Source organism: Novosphingobium clariflavum (assembly GCF_026420865.1).
GTDB lineage: Bacteria > Pseudomonadota > Alphaproteobacteria > Sphingomonadales > Sphingomonadaceae > Novosphingobium > Novosphingobium clariflavum.
In genome coordinates, this window is record NZ_JAPCWC010000003.1 from 229118 (window position 1) to 248698 (window position 19581).

Genomic DNA, 19581 nt, shown 5'->3' on the forward strand with positions numbered 1-19581 from the left:
CGCCGGGACAAGCCTTGGTTCGAGGGCGGGCATGGCTGGGCGTCATCGCCCGGTCCATAGAAGATCGCAAAGACACGCATACGGGACAGGCACATGGCAACGTCAACGCAAATTGGGGCAAGCGAAGGCCGGATCAGCGAACGGCGGCAACTGACCGCCGAGGAACAGGCGCTGCTGGACAGCGGCTCGCTGGCCGATACCGCGATCCAGGCCCGGCCGCGCGACTACTACCGTGCCATGCGCCACGGCGATCCGATCCATTATGACGAACGGCTCGGCTCCTGGCTGGTGACGCGGCACGAGGACATCTCGGCGGTCCAGTCGGACCCGGTGACCTTCTCGGTCAAGCACGGCTACTCCGAACAGCAGGCGCGCGGCATGCGCGAGGAGTTCCAGGCCTACCTCGAAGAGCATGGCGGCGGCTATTTCCCGGACGCGATCATGTCCGATCCGCCGTACCACACGCGCATCCGCAAGCTGATGGAGCAGGCCTTCACCGCCCACCGCGTGAAGGAACTGGAGCCGCGCATCACCGAAGTGGTGCGGGCCGTGATCGCCGATGTGGTGGCGCGCGGCGATGGCCGTTGCGACGCCGTGAAGGACATCGCCATTCCGCTGACCATCCGCGTGATCGTCGAGCAGCTCGGGCTCGATCAGGGCATGGAGGAGCAGATTTCGCGCTGGTCGGTCGCGGTCACCGCGCAGATCGGTGCGATGCAGAGCCGTGAAACGATGCTGGCCAATGCCGCGCAGATCGCCGAGCTTCAGCAATACCTGATCGCCAAGATGAAAGAGCGCGAGGCCAGCCCCTCGGAAGACATGCTTTCCGATCTGGTCCATGCCGAAGTCACCGGTGAGGATGGCGGCAAGGAGAAGCTGACTTTCGCAGAAGCCGTCTCGCTGGTGCGCGCCACGCTGATCGCGGGCAACGACACCACGGCGACCGCCATCGGCAACCTGTTCTACGTCCTCACCACGCGCCCCGGCATGGCCGAACTGCTGGAAAGCGTGGTGGACGACGAGCGGCAACTGGGCCGCTTCATCGAGGAGCACCTTCGCGCCGAGCCGCCGGTGCGGGCGCTCAGCCGCATGACCACGCGCGAGGTGACCGTGAACGGCACGAGGATCCCCGCCCACGCGCACATGCTGCTGGTCTACGGATCGGGCAACGACGACGAGACCGTGTTCCCCGAGCCGCGCAGGTTCGATCCCTCGCGGCCCAATCTCGGGCGCCATGTCGCCTTTGGCGGCGGTCCGCACCGCTGCATCGGCCTCGCGCTCGCGCGCATGGAAGTGAAGGTGGCGGCGCGCGAGATTGTACGGCAGATGAAGACCCTGCAGCTGGCGATCCCCGAAAGCGCGATCCGCTATCAGCCGAGCGTTGCCACGCGCACGATCGAATCGCTGCCGATCACCTTCGAGGCGCGCTGATGGCCGGGGAACTTGCCGGCAAAGTGGCCGTCGTCACCGGCGGCGCCAGCGGCATCGGCCGCGCCACGGCGGACCTGTTCGTTGCCGAGGGGGCGAAAGTCGTGATCGCCGATATTGCCGACGAGGCGGGCGAGGCCCTGGCGGCGAGGCTGGGCGCTTCGGCGGTCTACCAGCGCACCGACGTATCCGATCCGGCGGCGGTGGAGGCGATGATCGCGGCTGCCGTCTCCCGCTTCGGCGGGATCGACGTGCTGTTCAACAATGCGGGCATGTCCTGCGGCGCCTTCCCCAGCTTCCTCGACGATACGCTGGAGGATTTCGACCGGGTGATGCGGGTCAACGTGCTCGGGCCGATGCTCGCCACGCGCAATGCGGCGCGGATCATGGCGAGGCAGGGGCCGGATGGTCGCAAGGCCGGGGGCGTCATTCTCAACAACGCCTCCATCGCGGGAACGCTCGCGGGCCATGCGATGATGACCTATCGCGCCTCCAAGGCGGCGCTGATCCAGTTCTCCAAGTCCTCCGCGATCGACCTGGCGCGCCACGGCATCCGGGTGAACTGCATCGTGCCCGGCCACGTGCGTACCGAACTGTCCTCGTTCGGCGAGAAGGGGGCCGAGACCGGGCTCGCCGCGCGGATCGAGGAGGGGGTCAACGCGGTCTACCTCTCCAACCAGCTGATCAAGCGGCGCGGCGAGCCGGAGGATGTCGCGCAAGTGGCGCTGTTCCTCGCCAGCGAGCGCTCCCGCCACATGACCGGCGCGGTGATCCCGGTCGAGGGCGGGGTGACGGTGGGCGATCCGGTCAACCACCTCGAGGAGATCTTCGAGGCCCGCGCCGCCGCCTTCGCCTCGGTGGAGCAGGTGCAAGGCTGATCGCCGCGGCCGGTGCCGCTCGCGGTCCCGGCCGGGGCGGGGGCACCCAGGCCGGTTTCCATGCGTTAGATCCGGGATGGAGGCGAAAATCGTTGCGCAATTGCATCGGCTAACCTGAAAAACGCGGCCGGGCAGGGGCCGGATTGCGGTGCATGAAGTCATTGTAACGCAAATGTAATCGCATGTTTCTAGCTGCGCCCCTCGGTTCAACCCTGAAGGGACTTTCCCCGCGTGCGACATCTTTCCTGCCTTCGACCCGCCCTGCTGCTGGGCTCCGCGCTCGCCTCGTTCGGATTTGCCGATGCCGCGCTGGCACAGGACGGCGCCGCTGCCGCTCCGGAGGCCGACAACCAGGGCCTGGGCGAGATCGTCGTGACGGCCGAGCGCCGCCAGGAAAACCTGCAGGATGTGCCGGTATCGGTCGGTGTCGTCTCGGGCGACCAGCTGCGCGGTTTCCAGGCCGCAGGTGACGATACGCTGGCGCTGGCGGGCCGCGTTCCGGGGCTCTACGCGGAAACCACCACGGGCCGCATCTTCCCGCGCTTCTACATTCGCGGTCTCGGCAATATCGACTTCTACCTCGGCGCCTCGCAGCCGGTGTCGATCATCCAGGACGATGTCGTGCTGGAGCATGTCGTGCTCAAGTCCAACCCGGTCTACGACATGGACCAGGTGGAAGTGCTGCGCGGTCCGCAAGGCTCGCTGTTCGGGCGCAATACCACGGCAGGCATCATCAAGTTCGACACGATCAAGCCGACGACCGACCGCTGGACCGGCCGCGCCAGTGCCAGCTACGGCTCGTACAACACCGCCACCTTCGACGGCGGCGTCGGCGGCCCGCTGATCCAGGACGTGCTGGCGATCCGCGTCTCGGCGCTCTACCAGCGCCGCGACGACTGGATCGACAACACCTACAGCGGCCCCAGCGCCGACGGCACCGTCTCGCCCAAGAAGGACGCCATGGGCGGCTTCGAGGAGCGTGATGCCCGCGTGCAGCTGCTGCTGGCGCCGACCGGCAGCGGCTTCTCGATGCTCACCAGCTTCCACGCGCGCAAGTACGACGGCACCTCGACGATCTTCCACCGTGCGGCCTTCACCAAGGGCTCGAACGACGTGTCGGACGAACCGCGCAGCAAGATCGCGCTGGACGAGGCGCACAACAACCCGCAGGCCTATGACACGTATGGTGCCTCCAGCCGCATCGCCATGGACTTCGGCCCGGTCACGCTGACCTCGATCACCGCCTGGGAATCGACCTCGGGCTACAGCCGCGGCGATACCGACGGCGGCGCGGCGGCCGACTATCCGGTGAACGGCGTCGCCAACGGCTATGGCCAGTCGCAGGGCAATGTCCGCGATCTCGACCAGCTGACGCAGGAACTGCGCCTCGCCAGCAACGGCGACACCCGCTTCAAGTGGCAGGTCGGCGCGATGTGGTTCGATTCGCGCGACATCACCGATTTCTACCAGCGCGCCTACTTCCTCACGACCGCCGCGCATAACCCCAACAACTGGGTGCGCCTGCGCAACGAGAACACCAGCTGGGCCTTCTTCGGCCAGGCCAGCTACGAACTGGTGGACGGCCTGACGCTGACTGCGGGCGGGCGCTACACCAACGACACCAAGAAGACCCGTCTGCTCAAGACGGCCAACACCATTGCCGGAGCCTCGACTTATACCGGCCGCCGCTACGTGCGCCTGTCGGACGAGAAGCCGAGCTGGGACGTCAGCCTGAACTACAAGGTCAATCCGGACGTCAGCGTCTATGCGCGCGTCGCCACCGGTTTCCGCGGACCGACCATCCAGGGCCGCTCCGCCGTGTTCAACTCCGACTTCACCACGGCGGATTCGGAAACGATCGTCTCGGGCGAAGCGGGCATCAAGACCCAGTTGTTCGACAACAAGGTGCGCTTCAACCTTTCGGGCTTTGCCTACCGGGTGAAGGACATCCAGCTCAACGGCAACGACGTCAACGGCAACGGCGTGTTGTTCAATGCCGACAAGGCTGAGGCCTACGGCATGGAAGCCGAACTGGAAGCGCGCCCGGTGCCCAACCTGACGCTGACCGCCGGTCTCAGCCTGCTGCATACCGAGATCAAGGACAAGAACGTCTACGCGCAGGTCTGCGCGCTCAACGGCGCGGTCGTCTGCACGGTCGAGGATCCGACGATCGTCATCGCCGGCAAGGGCACTTTCGCGCAGATCGATGGCAATCCGCTACCCAACGCGCCGAAGTACACCGCCAATGTCGCCGCGCGCTACGACGTGCCGCTGGGCAACGGCGGCTCGCTCTTCGCGGCGACCGACTGGATGTTCCAGGGCTACACCAACTTCGTGCTCTACAAGACCAGGGAGTTCTACTCGAAGGGTGACTTCGAGGGCGGGGTGAAGATCGGCTACTCGGCCCCCGGCGGCCGCTACGAGATCGCCGCCTTTGCCCGCAACATCACCGGCGAGAAGAACCTCAAGGGGGTGATCGAGAACTACATGGCCGCCGTGTTCAACGAACCGCGCGTGATCGGGGCATCGTTCTCGGGCAAGTTCTGATCCGGGAACATGAAGCAATGAGGGGCCGGGGGAAACTCCGGCCCTTTTTTCGTGCGCCTTTCCGGCCTTGCACGGGGCGGCTGGAATGCTTGTCTTAACCCTTGCTGCGCTAGAGCGTTTTTCAAACGCAGTGACTCGGAAAAACGCGGGGAACCAAGGGTCTTGAGCGTTTTTCAAACGCAGTGACTCGGAAAAACGCGGGGGAAGCAGGGCTCCAGGGCTCGCAGGGCTCCAGGGCCGTTCCGCAAATTGACAGGATCGCGGGTGTAGCGGGTTTTCGCAAAGGTCGCAGGGTAGGACAATCGATGATGTTTGGCGCACTTGCGTCAGCGGCGCTGGCGGCTTCGGCTACTGGGTCGGCAGTCAGTGACGCGCAGTTTCAGAATGCGGTGCTCGGCGTCCATAACCGGGAGCGCGCCGCGGTCAGTTCGCCGCCGCTGCGCTGGAGCGCGGATCTTGCCCGCGACGCGGCACGCTGGGCGGACTGGCTGGCGGCCGCCGGCATGCTGCAGCACGACGGTGCCAACCGCAGCGAGGGCGAGAACCTGTGGATGGGCACGCGCGGCGCCTACCGCGTGGAGGAAATGGTCGCGGGCTGGGCGAACGAGAAAGCCCTGCTGCGCCGCTTGCGCTCGTGGCAGGACAATTACCACCGCGTCGGCCACTATACCCAGATGATCTGGTCGGGCACCACGGCGGTCGGCTGCGCATTGTCGAAAGGGCGCAGTTTCGAGGTGCTGGTGTGCCGCTATGATCCGCCGGGCAATGTCTGGAACCAGAGCCCCTATCGCGCGCGGGCGGTTGTCGCCAGCGGGCGCTAGGGGCGGGACAGAAACGCCGCGATTTCTGCAGCCAGACCTTCCGGCATTTCCAGATTGAGCAGGTGACCGGCCCCGGCATGGTCGATGCGGGTCACGTCTTGCCCGGCGCTGGCGATCAGCTCCGCGATCAGGCGAAAGTCCTCGGTGTCGCGTTCGCCGGTGAGCAGCAGGGTCGGCACCGAGAGGGCGGTCAGGCGGTCCACGTCCGGCAGTTCGGGGCACTGGTCGTCCTGCACCCATTGCGTGCCCGGGAAGGCCTCTATCGATGTCTCGAGATGCGCGCCGGCCTCGGGAATCTCGCGGGTGCTGGCGAACAGCGGGTGGTTCCACCAGAGCTTGCGGGCACTGGCCATGTCGCCCGAGCGGGCGGCGCGGCCCATGGCTTTCCAGCGCTCGATCCAGTCCGCGCTCCATGACCAGCCGAGCATCAGCGGGCTGACCAGAACGAGCCGGCCCACGCGCCGCGGATGGTCGAGCGCGAAGTGCAGCGCATTGCCGCCGCCCATCGACAGGCCGCACAGATCGGCGCGTTCCACCTCCAGCGCGTCCAGCAGCGCGAAGAGGTCGTCGGCATGGGAGAAGGCCGCGCCAGGCTCGGCGGGGGAGGCACCGAAACCGCGTGCATCGTAGGCGATCAGCGGCCGGTCGGCGGGGAGGGCGGCGATCACCGCGTCCCAGTCCCGGCGCGAACCGCCGAAACCGTGGGCCAGCACCAGCGGTGTTTCCGATTTCCGGCCCGAACCTTCGCGCCGCCCGCCGACAAGCGTTCCGCCCGGCAATTCGACGCGAAAGTCCTGCATGGCGGCGCTTACATCCGCTCGGCGAAGCTGCCGTAGCGGCCGCGATGGAACAGCATGGGCTCGTCCTCGCGCACGGTTTCCATGCGCAGGATCTCGCCTAGCACGAACCAGTGGTCGCCCGCCTCGGTCACCGAATAGAGGCGGCATTCGATGGCGGCGATGGAATCGGCGATGATCGGCAGGTTATGCTCCGACACGGTATATTCCACGCCCACGAACTTCTCCGCGCCCTTGGCGGTGACCGCGCGGCAGACCTCGCCCTGGTCGCTGGCCATCACGTTGACGCAGAAGTGGCCCGCCTTCTCGATCAGCGGCCAGGAGGTCGAGCGCTTGTCCGGGAAAAAGCCCACCAGCGGCGGATCGAGCGAGACCGAGGTGAACGAGCCCACCACCATGCCCGCCGGACGGTCCTCGTCCAGCGCGGTGATCACGCAGACCCCGGTGGGATAGCTGCCCAGAACCTTGCGGAATTCGGCCGGATCGATGGTCGTCGTGGTCACTGTGCGTGCTGTCCCTGAATAGTGCCAATCATGGCGTGAGAACTCCCTCCATGCGCCTGACCGTTTCGTCAAGCCACTGCCGGAACGCCGTTACACGGGGGAGCTTGCGGATGTCTTGGTGGGTGACGAACCAGAAACTGCGCAATATCCGCTTTTCGGGCAGCACCGGCACCAGCCGGGCATCGCTTCCGGCCATGAAGCAGGGCAGCACGCCAAGCCCGGCGCCGCTGGCGATCAGGCTCTGCTGCGCCGTGATGCTGGGCGAGCGCAGCGCGGCGCGAAGGCCGGTGTGGATCTCGTCCAGATAACGCAGTTCCGGGGCGTAGATGAGGTCGGGGATATAGCCGACGAGGGCGTGGCCTTCGAGCAGGTCGGCGGGGCGGGCGGGGGTGCCGTGGCGATCGAGGTAGTCGCGGCTGCCGTAGAGCGCCAGCGTGTAATCCGCCAGCTTGTGCGCCACCAGCGGTCCGGTGCGCGGGCGCGAGAGCATCACCGCGACGTCCGCCTCGCGCCGTCCGGGGCTGAGGAACCCGCTGGAGGCGACAAGATCGATGGCAAGGCGCGGGTGCGCGGACTGGAAGGCGGGCAGATGGCGGGCAAGGAACCAGCAGCCGAACCCTTCCGAGGTGCTGATGCGCAGGGTGCCGGAAAGTCCGTCGCCCTGGTCGGCGCGCTCGCTGATCCGTCCGGCGGCGCTGGCCATGGCTTCCACCGAGGCCAGCAGCGCCTCGCCCGCTTCGGTGAGGTCCTGTCCGCTGCGGGTCTGTTCGAACAGGCGGGCGCCGAGGGCTGCTTCCAGGCGGCGCAGGCGGCGGCCCATCGTGGTGGGGTCGACGCCCAGCGCGCGCGCGGCAGCGGCCAGTTGCCCCGCCCGGGCGATGGCGAGGAAGGCCTGATAGTCGCTCCAGTCTATCGACGGCATCGGTAAGGCATCGTCACTGCGGGAAATCATCCTCAGGCCTGCAAATGTGCAGTTATCGATGGCGTATTTTCAGCTTGCCTGCAAATCGAGCCGGGACCACCTAGCCATTGAAGGGCGCGCATGTGCCCGAAGACAGAATTTCGAAAGGATGAGGAATGCGCCTGATTGACCATTTCGTAGTCGGCGGACCCGGCGGTCCGGCCGCGCGTCTCGGCGACGTCTTCAACCCCAGCACCGGTGCGGTGCAGGCGCAAGTGCCGCTGGGCGATGCCGCGCTGCTTGACCGCGCCGTCGCCACCGCGCAGGCGGTGCAGCCCAAGTGGGCGGCGATGAACCCGCAGCGCCGCGCCCGCGTGCTGTTCAAGTTCAAGGAACTGATCGAGCAGAACATGCAGAGCCTCGCCGAACTGCTGGCGAGCGAGCATGGCAAGGTGGTGGACGACGCCAAGGGCGACGTCCAGCGCGGGCTCGAGGTCGTGGAATTCTGCTGCGGCATCCCGCATATGCTGAAGGGCGAATATACCCAGGGCGCGGGGCCGGGCATCGATGTCTATTCGCTGCGCGCGCCGCTCGGCGTGGGCGCGGGCATTACCCCGTTCAACTTCCCGGCGATGATCCCGATGTGGATGTTCGCACCCGCCGTCGCGGTGGGCAATACCTTCATCCTCAAGCCGTCGGAGCGTGATCCCTCGGTGCCGAACCGCCTTGCCGAACTGTTCCTCGAAGCTGGCGCGCCCGAAGGCGTGCTGCAGGTGGTCCACGGCGACAAGGTGATGGTGGACGCGATCCTCGATCATCCGGGCATTGCCGCGGTCAGCTTCGTCGGTTCCTCCGACATCGCCCACTACGTCTATTCGCGCGGCGTCGCTGCCGGCAAGCGGGTGCAGGCGATGGGCGGCGCCAAGAACCACGCGATCGTCATGCCCGATGCGGACATGGACCAGGCCGTCAACGACATCATGGGCGCCGCCTATGGCTCGGCGGGCGAGCGCTGCATGGCGCTGCCGGTGGCCGTTCCGGTGGGGGACGAGACCGCCGACATCCTGCGCGAGAAGCTGATCGCCGCGATCGACAAGCTGAAGGTCGGCGTCTCCAACGATCCCGAGGCACAGTACGGCCCGGTGGTGACCGCCGTGCACAAGCAGAAGATCGAGAACTGGATCCAGACCGGCGTCGACGAAGGCGCGGAACTGGTGGTCGACGGCCGCGGCTTCTCGCTTCAGGGCTACGAGCAAGGCTTCTTCGTCGGCCCGTCGCTGTTCGACCATGTGACGCCCGAGATGAGCGCCTACAAGGAGGAGATCTTCGGCCCCGTCCTCCAGATCGTCCGCGCCAAGACCTTCGAGGAAGCGGTGGAGCTTCCCACCAAGCACCAGTACGGCAACGGCGTCGCCATCTTCACGCGCAACGGCCATGCCGCGCGCGAGTTCGTCAGCCGCGTGCAGGTCGGCATGGTCGGCGTCAACGTGCCGATCCCGGTGCCGGTCAGCTACCACAGCTTCGGCGGCTGGAAGCGTTCGGCCTTTGGCGACCACAACCAGTACGGCATGGAAGGCGTCCGCTTCTGGACCAAGGTGAAGACGGTGACCCAGCGCTGGCCGGACGGCGGCGCGGGCGATAGCGCCTTCATCATTCCGACCATGGGGTGATGTAAGGAACAGCGGGGTAGCTCGGGGCGTTCCTGCCGGAATGCCCGAAGTGCGAAAGGACGTTTCGTGATGAATGTCAGGACCCTGGCCGCCCCGTTTTCCTTCACCGTCGTGCTGGCGCTGGCCCTGTCGGCCTGCCAGAAGCAGCCGCAGCCCGAAGCCACCGCGACGAGCGAGACCCCGGCTGGCGAGGCGACGGCGCAAGCCGTGCCGGCCCCGTTGCCCACCGCCATCCCGGCCGCCTTGCACGGGCGCTGGGGCATGGTCGCGGCGGACTGCACCAGCACCGCCGGCGATGCCAAGGGGCTGCTCGTCATCGATGACAAGCGGCTGACCTTCTACGAGGCGGTTGCCTCGCTCGGCACGATAAAGTCGGCTTCGGCCAATGCGATCGAAGCCGATTTCGCCTTTTCGGGCGAAGGGCAGAGCTGGAACCTTGACGTTGCGCTCTCCAGCCCCGACGGCGGCAGGACGCTGGTCCGCAAGGACACCGGGGCCGATGCCGCACCCGGAACGCTAACCTACAAGAAGTGCGCCTAGAGGCGCCCACCAGACAGCAGGACCCAGATGACCGAACAGTTTGGCCTCACCGAAGACCAGCTCGCGATCCAGGAAACGGCGCGCAAGTTCACCGCTGACCGCATCACCCCCTTCGCGGCGGAGTGGGACGAGAAGCATCACTATCCGGTGGACGTGTGGAAGGCGGCGGGCGAACTGGGCTTCGGCGCCATCTACGTCTCGGAAGAGAACGGCGGCATCGGCCTTGGCCGGCTCGACGCGGCGCTGATCATGGAGGCCATGTCCTACGGCTGCCCGGCCACCAGCGCCTATATCTCGATCCACAACATGGTCGCCTGGATGATCGACCAGTTCGGTGACCAGCAGCTCAAGGATCGCTACCTGCCCGATCTGGTCACCATGGAGAAGATCGGCTCCTACTGCCTGACCGAGCCCGGCTCGGGCTCGGACGCGGCGGCGCTGAAGACCACCGCGCGCCTTGATGGTGACGCTTACGTGCTCAACGGCACCAAGCAGTTCATCTCCGGCGGCGGCGTCAACGACGTCTACGTGGTGATGGCGCGCACCGGCGAGCACAAGTCGCGCGGGGTCTCCTGCTTCGTGGTCGACAAGGATACGCCCGGCGTTTCCTTCGGCGCGCCCGAGAAGAAGCTGGGCTGGAATGCCTCGCCCACCGCGCAGGTGATCTTCGAGGATGCCCGCATTCCGGTCGAGAACCGCGTGGGCGCGGAGGGAGACGGCTTCAAGTTCGCGATGGCGGGCCTCGACGGCGGCCGTCTCAACATCGGTGCCTGCTCGCTGGGCGGTGCGCAGCGCTGTCTCGACGAAGCGGTCCAGTACGTGAAGGACCGCAGGCAGTTCGACCAGCCGATCGCCGAATTCCAGAACACCCAGTTCCGTCTCGCCGACATGGCCGCCGAACTCGAAGCGGCCCGCGCGCTGCTCTATCTCGCGGCCGCCAAGGTGACCGCGAGGGCGCCGGACAAGACCCGCTTTGCCGCCATGGCCAAGATGATGGCCAGCGACACCGGCTCCTCGGTGGTCGACCGGGCGCTGCAGATGTTCGGCGGATATGGCTATCTCAGGGACTATCCGATCGAGCGCTTCTGGCGCGACCTGCGTGTCCATCGTATCCTCGAGGGCACCAACGAGGTCATGCGCATGATCATTGGCCGCGACCTCCTCAAGTAAGCCTTTGCGGGGATGACCATGACCACCGATATCCTGACCGAAGAACTGCTTACGTCCCGCGAAGGCATTGCCGGGGTGATCGCGCTGAACCGCCCCAAGGCGATCCATGCGCTGACCCTGGGCATGTGCGAATCGATGAGCGATTCGCTGACCCAGTGGGCCGCCGATCCCGAGGTGAAGGCGGTCTGGATCGAGCACAGCGAAGGGCGCGGGTTCTGCTCGGGCGGGGACATCAGCCTGCTGCGCCGTTCCGCGCTGGAGGATGAAGGGCGCGAGGGGCAGCGGTTCTTCTTTGCCGAATACCGGCTGAACCATCAATTGTTCGAATATGCCAAGCCCGTGGTCGCCTTCATGGACGGCATCACCATGGGCGGGGGCGTCGGCATCTCGCAGCCCGCGCAGTACCGCGTGGCGACCGAGAACACCCGCTTTGCCATGCCCGAAACCGGCATCGGCCTGTTCCCGGACGTCGGCGGCGGCTGGTATCTCTCGCGGCTCGAAGGGCGGCTGGGCCAGTTCCTGGCGCTCACCGGCGCCCGGCTGGACGGGGCGGAATGCCTCTGGGCCGGCCTTGCCACGCATTACCTTGCAAGCGAGGACCTGCCCGAAGCCAAGCGCCGCATCGCCGCCGGGCATGACATCGGCGCCGTGCTCACCGCGCTGTCGGTGACGCCGCCGGAGCCGAAGATCGCCGCGCACGATGCGCAGATCCGCAAGCACTTCGCGTTCGATACGCTGGAACAGGTGCTGGCTTCGCTGGAAGGCGACGAGAGCGAGTGGGCCGTGCGCGAACTGGCGACCTTGCGCACCAAGAGCCCGCAGGCCTGCAAGGTCTCGCTGCGCCAGCTCGCCGCCTCGCTGACCTTGGACACTTTCGCGCAGAACATGGCGATGGAGTACCGCATCGGCAGCCGCGTGCTGGTCCTGCCGGACTTCGCCGAGGGCGTGCGCGCGGTCATCGTCGACAAGGACCATGCGCCGAAGTGGACGCCTGCGCGGCCCGAAGAGGTGACGCAGGAACGGCTGGACGCGATCTTCGCCCCGCTGCCGCCCGAGGAGGAATGGCAGCCGATCTGACTTCGGCCGGACATGCGGGTTTATGCCTCTTCCCGAGAGGCACAGTCACAGCGGCATGGGCCATGCCCCGCGCCGACCATCACAAGCGATGCGAACACCTGAAGGAACTATGATGAGCTACGAGACGATTCTGGTCGAGAAGAAGGACAACGTCACTCTCATCACACTGAACCGCCCGCAGGCGCTCAATGCGCTGAACTCGCAGGTTCTGGCCGATCTGATCGATGCTTTTGCCGCGTTCGAAGCCGATGCCACGCAGGGCTGCGCGGTGCTGACCGGATCGGGCGAGAAGGCCTTTGCCGCCGGCGCCGACATCAAGGAGATGTCGGACAAGCCCAGCGCCGAGTTCTATTCGCAGGACTTCTTCGCCGGCTGGACCAGCCACGTGGTCAAGGCCACCCGCAAGCCGTGGATCGCGGCGGTCAACGGCTTTGCGCTGGGCGGTGGCTGCGAACTGGCGATGATGGCGGACTTCATCATCGCCTCCGAAAACGCCAAGTTCGGCCAGCCCGAGATCAAGCTGGGCGTGGCGCCGGGCATGGGCGGCTCGCAGCGCCTGACCCGCGCGGTGGGCAAGTCCAAGGCGATGGACATGTGCCTGACCGGCCGGATGATGGACGCCGCCGAAGCAGAACGTTCGGGCCTCGTCAGCCGGGTGGTGCCGCTCGATCAGCTGCTGGACGAGGCGCTGAAGGCCGCGTCCGCCATCGCCGGGATGCCGCCGCTTGCCGCGATGATGAACAAGGAAATGGTCAACATCGCCTTCGAGACCACGCTCGACGCCGGCCTCGTGATGGAGCGCCGCATGTTCCAGGTGCTGACCGCCACCGAGGACAAGGCCGAAGGCATGGCCGCCTTCGTCGAGAAGCGGCCGGGCGTCTGGAAGGGTAAGTAAGGCCCATGAGCCGGTGCGGGGTGGGGCGCTTGTCTCCAGCCTGCACCGCCCCTTGCGCGCAAGCCGCCGCAGCCATTGCAGCTTCGTGGGCGGGCCTCCCGCCCGCTCGGACATGACGGGGACAGCGATGTTCCGCCGGCGCCTTGTCGCGCCCTTGAATTGGGAGAGAATGTCATGAAAATCGCCTTTATCGGCCTTGGCAACATGGGCGGCGGCATGGCCGCCAATCTTGTGAAGGCCGGGCATGCCGTGAACGCCTTCGACCTGTCGGGCGACGCGCTGGCGCGCGCGGCCGAGCATGGCTGCGCGGTCTTCGAGACGGTTCCCGATGCGGTGGCAGGCGTCGACGCCGTCGTCACCATGCTGCCCAACGGGCAGATCGTCCGCTCGGTCTACACCCAGGAGGTCTTCGGCAATACCCCCGAGGGTGCGCTGCTGCTCGATTGCTCGACCATCGATCTCGCCACTGCCCGCGAAGTCGTCGAACTGGCGCGCGGCGAAGGGTACGAGATGGCCGATGCCCCCGTCTCGGGCGGCATCGCGGCGGCCAATGGCGGCACGCTCACGTTCATGGTCGGCGGCAGCGACGCCGTGTTCGAACGGGCGAGGACGGTGCTGGAGCCGATGGCCAAGGCGGTGATCCATGCCGGTGATACCGGGGCAGGGCAGGTCGCCAAGATGTGCAACAACATGCTGCTGGCGATCCACATGATCGGCACCTGCGAAGCGCTGGCGCTGGCCGAGAAGGCGGGTCTCGATCCGCAGACCTTCTACGAAATCAGCTCGAAGGCCACCGGCTACTGTTGGTCCTTGAACGATTACACGCCGATGCCCGGCGTCGGTGCAAGCAGCCCGGCCGACAACGGCTATGAGGGCGGTTTCGCCTCGGCCCTGATGCTGAAGGACCTGCGCCTGGCGATGGCGGGGGCGGAAACCTCGGGCGCCACCGTGCCGATGGGCGAGCATGCGACGCGGATCTATGAGGCTTTCGTCGAGGCGGGCAACGGCGGCAAGGACTTCGGCGCGATCTTCACCACGCTCTGAAGCGCCTGGAGAGGTGGGCCGGTGCATCACGGGGCAGGGGTCATCGACCCCTGCCTTTTACGCGTTTTCCGAGGCATCAGGTGATTCCACCTGATTAGAAAGCGCTCTAAGCGGCGAGACTTTCCGCGCGGCCGTCGAGCACCACCCGGTTGCGGCCTTCGCGCTTGGCGCGGTAGAGCGCGGCGTCGGCGGCCTTGATCAGCGTGGAGCCGTCACGCTCCATGGTGTCTTCCCAGGTGGCGATGCCGAACGACATCGTCGTCAGCCCCAGCATGCGGCCGCCCTGGTGGACCGTCAGTTCGCTGATCGCCTGGCGCACGACTTCGACACGCTCGGCCAGCACCGCAGCGCTCGAGCCGGGCGCGATGATCGTGAATTCCTCGCCGCCGAAGCGGCAGACGACATCGCCGTCGCGGAAGCGGGCGCGCATTTCGGCGGCCACGGCATGGAGCACGGCATCGCCGGCTTCATGACCGAACTCGTCGTTGAAGCGCTTGAAGTGGTCGACGTCGCACATGACCAGGCTGAGCGGGCTGCCGGTGCGCAAGGTGCGGGCGATCTCGAGCGCCAGCGTCTCTTCCATGTAGCGGCGGTTGAACAGGCCGGTGAGCGGGTCGCGGATGGTCTGTTCGCGCAGGCCGCGCTGGAGGCGGTGGTTGACGAGAGCCGAGGCGATGTTTTCGGTCAGCACGGTCAGGCGGAAGCGGTTTTCCGCCTCGACCACGCCCTTGAGGTAGAGCACGCCGATCACTTCGCCGCCGGCCAGCAGCGGCTCGCAGTGGTAGTGGTCGGTGTCGTGGCCGATATGGGCGCAGACGATGTCCGAGCCCTGGTCGATCACGAAGTGGCTCTGGCCGCGGCGCAGGGCCCAGCACTGGTCGGGCGCGAAACCGGCGGCTTCCACTTCGATGCCGCCCCAGGCGGCGATCGGGATCAGTAGGTTGCGCGAGTTGTTGTGCGCGAAGAGGGCGCCGGGAATGTCGGGCAGCACGCGCGGCACGAAGACGCGGATGATCGCGGCCAGTTCCTCGTCGGTGCGGGCGGCCTGCATGCGGTGGGCCATGCCGCCGAGCAGTTCGATCACTTCGCCGCGCTCGCGCAGGACGTCGGCATTGCGGCTGAGTTCGGCGTTGACGTGGTGGAGCTGGTCGGCGCTGACCAGCTGGTCGGCCACTGCCGTCTCCAGTTCGTCGGCCATCTCGTTGTAGCCCTGGGCGAGGCGTTCGAACTCGCTCGAATCCATGTGCGCGGTGACGCGTGCGCTGCGATCGCCGGCGCCGAGCTGGCCCATGACCGCCATCATCTCGTCGACCGGGCGGCGGATGCGGCGAATCAGCGCGGTCGCCATGAAAGTGATCAGGATGACCGCGATCGGGGTGCCGAACACCACCAGCCAGCGGATGTTGTCGAGGCGGGCCTGCACGGTCTGCATGCGCTCGGCGGCAAGCGCGCGCTCGGCCTCGAGCAGGTCATTGGTGCGGGCATTGACCAGCATCATCAGGTAGCGGCCCTTGCCCGAGGCGACATGGTCACGGGCGGCGCTGAAATCGCCGGCGCGGGCGAGGCGCCCGGTTTCGGTGAGGACCTGGGTGCGCTGCAGGATCAGCGACTGGACCTGGCGTGCGCGCTCGTTCTGCAGCGGATTGTCCGAGGTAAGCTGGACCAGGGTATCGGCATCGCGGCGGGCCGCGGCCACTTCGTCGGCGACACTGGTCGCGAAGTCGAGGTTCTGGGTCAGCAGGAAGCCGCGCTGGCCGGATTCGGCGGCCTGCAGGTGGCGCAGCGTCCGCGTGCTCACTTCGAGCACTTGCGACGAATGCGTCACCCAGCCGAGGCTCGCACGCATCTGCGCCGAGGCGTCGAGCAGCAGCCCCGCAAGCAGGGCGAGCACGAGGCTCAGGATGACGCAGAGAACGACGATGCGCCGGGATAACGATCCGACCAAGGGAAACTCCATAGGGCTCTGGGTTGGCCCTCTGCCAATCCTAGGCGGCTTGCAACCTCAATCGTTTGCTTAACGGGGTATTTTTGTCAATTTCGGACGGAAAATGCGATGAACCGCATGGCCCCGGCGCAAACGTTGCAAACTGTATCAGGATCGAGGCATTCGGCGCTCGCGTTCGAAGGCGGGCAGGCGCATGCCCTTGGTGCGCCCGGTGAGGTGATAGTGGCGGCACAGCGGGCAGCGGTAGGGCCGCAAGGTCACCTCCGCCCGCGCCGCCACGGCGAGCGCTTCCGCCTCGGTCGCATAGCGCCGCTTGCGCTGGCAGACGCCGGGGCGGGTGCGCACGGAGCCGGCCCTAAACGTGTTTGCCGAGCATGGCGGCGCCGAGCAGGAGCAGCAGCTTGACGTCGATGGCATAGCCGGCCTGGCGCCACAGGGCGATATGGTGCGCGATGTCGGCCAGCGGAATCCGGTGGACCACGATATTCTCGCTGTCGACGCCGCCGCCTTCGCCCACTTTCGTCAGATCGTGGGCACGGAACAGGGTGAAGCTCTCGCTGACCATGCCGGGCGAGGAGTAGAACTCGCCGAGGTCCTCCATCCGGCCTGCGTGGTAGCCGGTCTCCTCTTCAAGCTCGCGGGCGGCAGCGACGCTGGCCGCTTCGTCCGCCACGTCTTCGTGATCGCCGACAAGCCCGGCCGGCAGTTCGATGCAGCGCTTGCCAAGCGGCACACGGTACTGGTCCACGAGGATCACGTGATCCTCCGCGTCCACCGCAAGGATCACCGCAGCGCGGATGCCGCGTGCGCGGCTGACGTATTCCCAGCGTCCCCGGGTGCGGGCGGTGATGAACTTGCCCTGCCACATCACCTCGTCGGGCGCATCGGCATCGGGCGGCAATTGGGTCAATTCGTTCATACTTCGATCAGCCTGTCGGGAAGTTCGTTGATGTCGTCGTCGTCGCGGGGGAAGTGGCGGGCGAGGATCGCGCCGACCTTGCCTACCGCCACGACCATGCCGTCGGCCACGCGGCCCTCGCGCACGGGGGCGAGCAGGGCGGTCATGACCTCGCCCCAGACTTCGGGATCGACTTTGGCGGCGATGGCGCGGTCGGCGACGATCTCGGCGCGGTGTTCGCGCATCGAGAGGTAGATGAGGATGCCGGTGCGCCCGGTGGTGCGCTGCTCGGCGCCGATGCGGAAGGCGCGCAAGGCATGGGCGTGGACGCGCATGGTCTTGACCGGCCCCGGCACCAGCCAGAACTTGAGCGGCTGCCAGAGCTGCAGCGCCAGCATCGCTCCGAACTTGATCGCGGCGACCCCGGCGGCAAGGCCGATGATCATGCGCGGGGTCCATTCATGGCCCCAGTCGGCCAGCAGGTGTTCGTAGAGGCCCATGTAGAAGCCGGGGGCAAGCACCAGCGCGCCGAGGGCGAGGAAGGCGGCCACCACGCTCCAGGCCAGCGCCACGTCGGTATAGCCGTCCGAACGGTCGGCCAGCACGGTGACGATTTCGCCCGAGCTGTGCATTTCGGCCTCGCCCACGGCAGCGCTGATGCGGGCGTGGTCCTCGGGCGACAGGTAGATGGGGGCAGGCATCGTGTCTCTCCTCTACCAGCTGCCGCTCGCGCCGCCGCCGCCGAAGCTGCCGCCGCCGCCCGAGAAACCACCGCCGCCGCCAAAGCCGCCCCCTCCGCCGAAGCCGCCACCACCCCAGTGGTCGTCGTCGTCATCGTGGCCGAAGGGGCCGGGCATCCAGATGATCGGCCCGCCAAGGCCGCTGCGCCGCCGTCCGCCGCCGCGTGCCTCGTTGACCATCGGCATGACCACGAAGAACACGATGATGAGGATGAAGATCACGGTGCCGATCGGGAAGCCGCCTTCCTGCGGCTTGCGCGCCTTGTCCGCGTCCGCCGCCACCTTGCGCGCCTGATCGGGGGGCAGGGTCAGCTGCTTGACCAGCGCATCGGCGCCGGCCTCGATGCCGCCGGGATAGTCATTGGCCTTGAAGCGGGGCAGGATCTGGTTGTTAATGATGAGGAACGAGAGGCCGTCGGTGATGATCGGTTCAAGGCCGTAGCCGACCTCGATCCGTACCTTGCGCTCGTTCGGCGCGACGATCAGCAGCGCGCCGGTGTTCTTGTCCTTCTCGCCGATCCCCCAGGCGCGGCCGAGCTGGTAGCCGTAGTCGGAGATCTCGTATCCTTGCAGGCTGGGCAGGGTGACGACCACCAACTGGCGGCCGGAGTTCTTCTCCAGCGCCGCCAGTTTCTGGGTCAGCTGCGCTTCCTGCTGCGGATCGAGCAGGTTCGCGTCATCGACGACCTGCCCGGTCAGCTTGGGGAAGGTGGGCTCGGCGGCGGCCTGCTGGGCAAGCAGCGCGCCGAAAGCCAGAAGGACGGCCGCAAGAGCGGCGCGCATGATCCGTTTGGAAATCCGCGGTGTGCGGATTTCGGCGGCACCGGCCCACGCCCCCACCCGGCCTCCCACTCGTGTATCCTCGATGGGAGGCCGGGTGGGGGCGTGGGCCGGTGCCGCGCTCAAACGGAGAAGGCTCACGTTATTACATCTTGCCTTCGAGGCTGGGCGCCACTTCCGCGCCCGGCGTGGTCGCCTGGTAGGGCACCAGCGGGTCCGCGCCGCGCAGCTTGGCGCCGATCATCGTCGGGAACGTGCGGACTTCGGTGTTGTAGTCCTGCACGGCGGAATTGTAGTCGCGCACCGAGATGCGGATGCGGTTTTCCTGCCCTTCGAGCTGGGTCTGGAGCATCTGGTAGTTCACGATCGACTTGAGCTCGGGATACTGCTCGACGCTGACCAGCAGGCGCGAGAGACTCTGGCCGAGCTGGCCCTGTGCGGCCTGGAACTGCTGCATCTTGGCCGGATCGTTGAGATCGTTCGCGGTCAGCTGGATCGAGGTGGCCTTGGCGCGCGCCTCCACCACGCCGGTGAGGATGTCCTTTTCCTGCGTTGCCGCGCCCTTGGCGACGGCGGCAAGGTTCGGCACGAGGTTGGCGCGTTCCTGGAAGGCGGCCTGCACGTCGGCCCACTTGGCCTTGGCGGCTTCCTGCTTGGTCGGCACCGAGTTGAAGCCGCAGCCGGCCAGCGACAGCGCCGCGCCGAAGATAAGGGCATTGCGGGCGGCATTGCGGCGGGGGCGCGTGGCGGGGGAAAGGGTCATGCGGGGCAAACCTCCTGAGGGACACGAAGTCCGGGCGGGCCGAAAGCGGCCTCGTCCTGTCCTGCCGCATAGATAGCAGTGGACGGTGCCGGTTCAAGGACAGTCCCTGCATGGAACATTGCGCCGCAACCGATTGTTACGAAAGGGCCAATGTGGCAACACCGCAGCCACGGGACGCGGCAAC

At 66.9% G+C, this 19581-nt stretch carries 19 protein-coding genes; 10 read left to right on the forward strand and 9 right to left on the reverse strand.

Annotated elements, in window-relative coordinates; translation table 11 throughout:
• The first annotated feature begins 93 nt into the window (after window positions 1–93).
• From OKA11_RS05460 to OKA11_RS05475, 4 genes are all read left to right on the forward strand, one after another.
• Window positions 94–1431 (forward strand): cytochrome P450, encoded by a 1338-nt coding sequence (locus OKA11_RS05460; RefSeq protein WP_267219201.1) that lies wholly within the window; start codon window positions 94–96, stop codon window positions 1429–1431.
• On the forward strand, window positions 1431–2306 hold the full coding sequence (locus OKA11_RS05465) for an SDR family NAD(P)-dependent oxidoreductase (protein WP_267219202.1): 876 nt from the start codon (window positions 1431–1433) through the stop codon (window positions 2304–2306). Before OKA11_RS05460 ends, OKA11_RS05465 begins: the two co-directional genes overlap by 1 nt.
• Before the next feature lie 231 nt (window positions 2307–2537).
• Window positions 2538–4853 carry a TonB-dependent receptor gene (locus OKA11_RS05470; protein WP_379489364.1) on the forward strand — a complete coding sequence of 772 codons (2316 nt, stop codon included), beginning with the start codon at window positions 2538–2540 and terminating at the stop codon, window positions 4851–4853.
• Window positions 4854–5158: 305 nt separating this feature from the next.
• Window positions 5159–5674: a CAP domain-containing protein gene (locus tag OKA11_RS05475; RefSeq protein WP_267219203.1), complete on the forward strand. Its 516-nt coding sequence runs from the start codon at window positions 5159–5161 to the stop codon at window positions 5672–5674.
• On the opposite strand, the gene OKA11_RS05480 is transcribed toward OKA11_RS05475, so the two are convergent.
• From OKA11_RS05480 to OKA11_RS05490, 3 genes are read right to left on the reverse strand one after another with little or no spacing between them, the layout of a single operon-like run.
• Complete coding sequence (locus OKA11_RS05480) at window positions 5671–6474, reverse strand: alpha/beta fold hydrolase (RefSeq protein ID WP_267219204.1); 804 nt, start codon at window positions 6472–6474, stop codon at window positions 5671–5673. The genes OKA11_RS05475 and OKA11_RS05480 overlap by 4 nt on opposite strands.
• An 8-nt stretch (window positions 6475–6482) precedes the next feature.
• Window positions 6483–6974, reverse strand: a complete 492-nt coding sequence (locus OKA11_RS05485; RefSeq protein ID WP_142634700.1) for a flavin reductase family protein — start codon at window positions 6972–6974, stop codon at window positions 6483–6485.
• 28 nt (window positions 6975–7002) lie between these two features.
• On the reverse strand, window positions 7003–7896 hold the full coding sequence (locus OKA11_RS05490) for a LysR family transcriptional regulator (protein WP_267219205.1): 894 nt from the start codon (window positions 7894–7896) through the stop codon (window positions 7003–7005).
• A gap of 155 nt (window positions 7897–8051) precedes the next feature.
• Here OKA11_RS05490 and OKA11_RS05495 point away from each other — a divergent pair, with 155 nt between their 5' ends.
• The 6 genes from OKA11_RS05495 (at window position 8052) to mmsB (ending at window position 14271) form a co-directional block, all read left to right on the forward strand.
• On the forward strand, window positions 8052–9545 hold the full coding sequence (locus OKA11_RS05495) for a CoA-acylating methylmalonate-semialdehyde dehydrogenase (RefSeq protein ID WP_267219206.1): 1494 nt from the start codon (window positions 8052–8054) through the stop codon (window positions 9543–9545).
• A gap of 69 nt (window positions 9546–9614) precedes the next feature.
• A complete protein-coding gene (locus OKA11_RS05500) occupies window positions 9615–10085 on the forward strand; it encodes a hypothetical protein (protein WP_267219207.1) in 471 nt (156 codons plus the stop codon).
• A 27-nt stretch (window positions 10086–10112) separates the two neighbouring features.
• Window positions 10113–11255, forward strand: a complete 1143-nt coding sequence (locus OKA11_RS05505) for an acyl-CoA dehydrogenase family protein (protein ID WP_267219208.1) — start codon at window positions 10113–10115, stop codon at window positions 11253–11255.
• Between the two features lie 18 nt (window positions 11256–11273).
• Window positions 11274–12332 carry an enoyl-CoA hydratase/isomerase family protein gene (locus OKA11_RS05510; RefSeq protein WP_267219209.1) on the forward strand — a complete coding sequence of 353 codons (1059 nt, stop codon included), beginning with the start codon at window positions 11274–11276 and terminating at the stop codon, window positions 12330–12332.
• Window positions 12333–12444: 112 nt separating this feature from the next.
• Window positions 12445–13227: an enoyl-CoA hydratase-related protein gene (locus OKA11_RS05515; protein WP_267219210.1), complete on the forward strand. Its 783-nt coding sequence runs from the start codon at window positions 12445–12447 to the stop codon at window positions 13225–13227.
• Window positions 13228–13401: 174 nt separating this feature from the next.
• On the forward strand, window positions 13402–14271 hold the full coding sequence (mmsB, locus tag OKA11_RS05520; RefSeq protein WP_267219211.1) for a 3-hydroxyisobutyrate dehydrogenase: 870 nt from the start codon (window positions 13402–13404) through the stop codon (window positions 14269–14271).
• A gap of 106 nt (window positions 14272–14377) precedes the next feature.
• Here the strand turns inward: mmsB and OKA11_RS05525 are convergent, their stop codons facing one another.
• From OKA11_RS05525 to OKA11_RS05550, 6 genes are all read right to left on the reverse strand, one after another.
• Complete coding sequence (locus tag OKA11_RS05525) at window positions 14378–16216, reverse strand: diguanylate cyclase (protein WP_267219212.1); 1839 nt, start codon at window positions 16214–16216, stop codon at window positions 14378–14380.
• Window positions 16217–16363: 147 nt separating this feature from the next.
• Window positions 16364–16561, reverse strand: a complete 198-nt coding sequence (locus tag OKA11_RS05530) for a hypothetical protein (RefSeq protein WP_267219213.1) — start codon at window positions 16559–16561, stop codon at window positions 16364–16366.
• A 10-nt stretch (window positions 16562–16571) separates the two neighbouring features.
• Window positions 16572–17135, reverse strand: a complete 564-nt coding sequence (locus OKA11_RS05535; RefSeq protein ID WP_267219214.1) for an NUDIX hydrolase — start codon at window positions 17133–17135, stop codon at window positions 16572–16574.
• Entirely contained in the window at window positions 17132–17815 is a 684-nt protein-coding gene (locus OKA11_RS05540; protein WP_267219215.1) for a TPM domain-containing protein, read from the reverse strand. Before OKA11_RS05540 ends, OKA11_RS05535 begins: the two co-directional genes overlap by 4 nt.
• A gap of 12 nt (window positions 17816–17827) precedes the next feature.
• Window positions 17828–18637 carry a TPM domain-containing protein gene (locus OKA11_RS05545; protein WP_267219216.1) on the reverse strand — a complete coding sequence of 270 codons (810 nt, stop codon included), beginning with the start codon at window positions 18635–18637 and terminating at the stop codon, window positions 17828–17830.
• Between the two features lie 142 nt (window positions 18638–18779).
• A complete protein-coding gene (locus tag OKA11_RS05550; protein ID WP_267219218.1) occupies window positions 18780–19397 on the reverse strand; it encodes a LemA family protein in 618 nt (205 codons plus the stop codon).
• Between the last annotated feature and the right edge of the window lie 184 nt (window positions 19398–19581).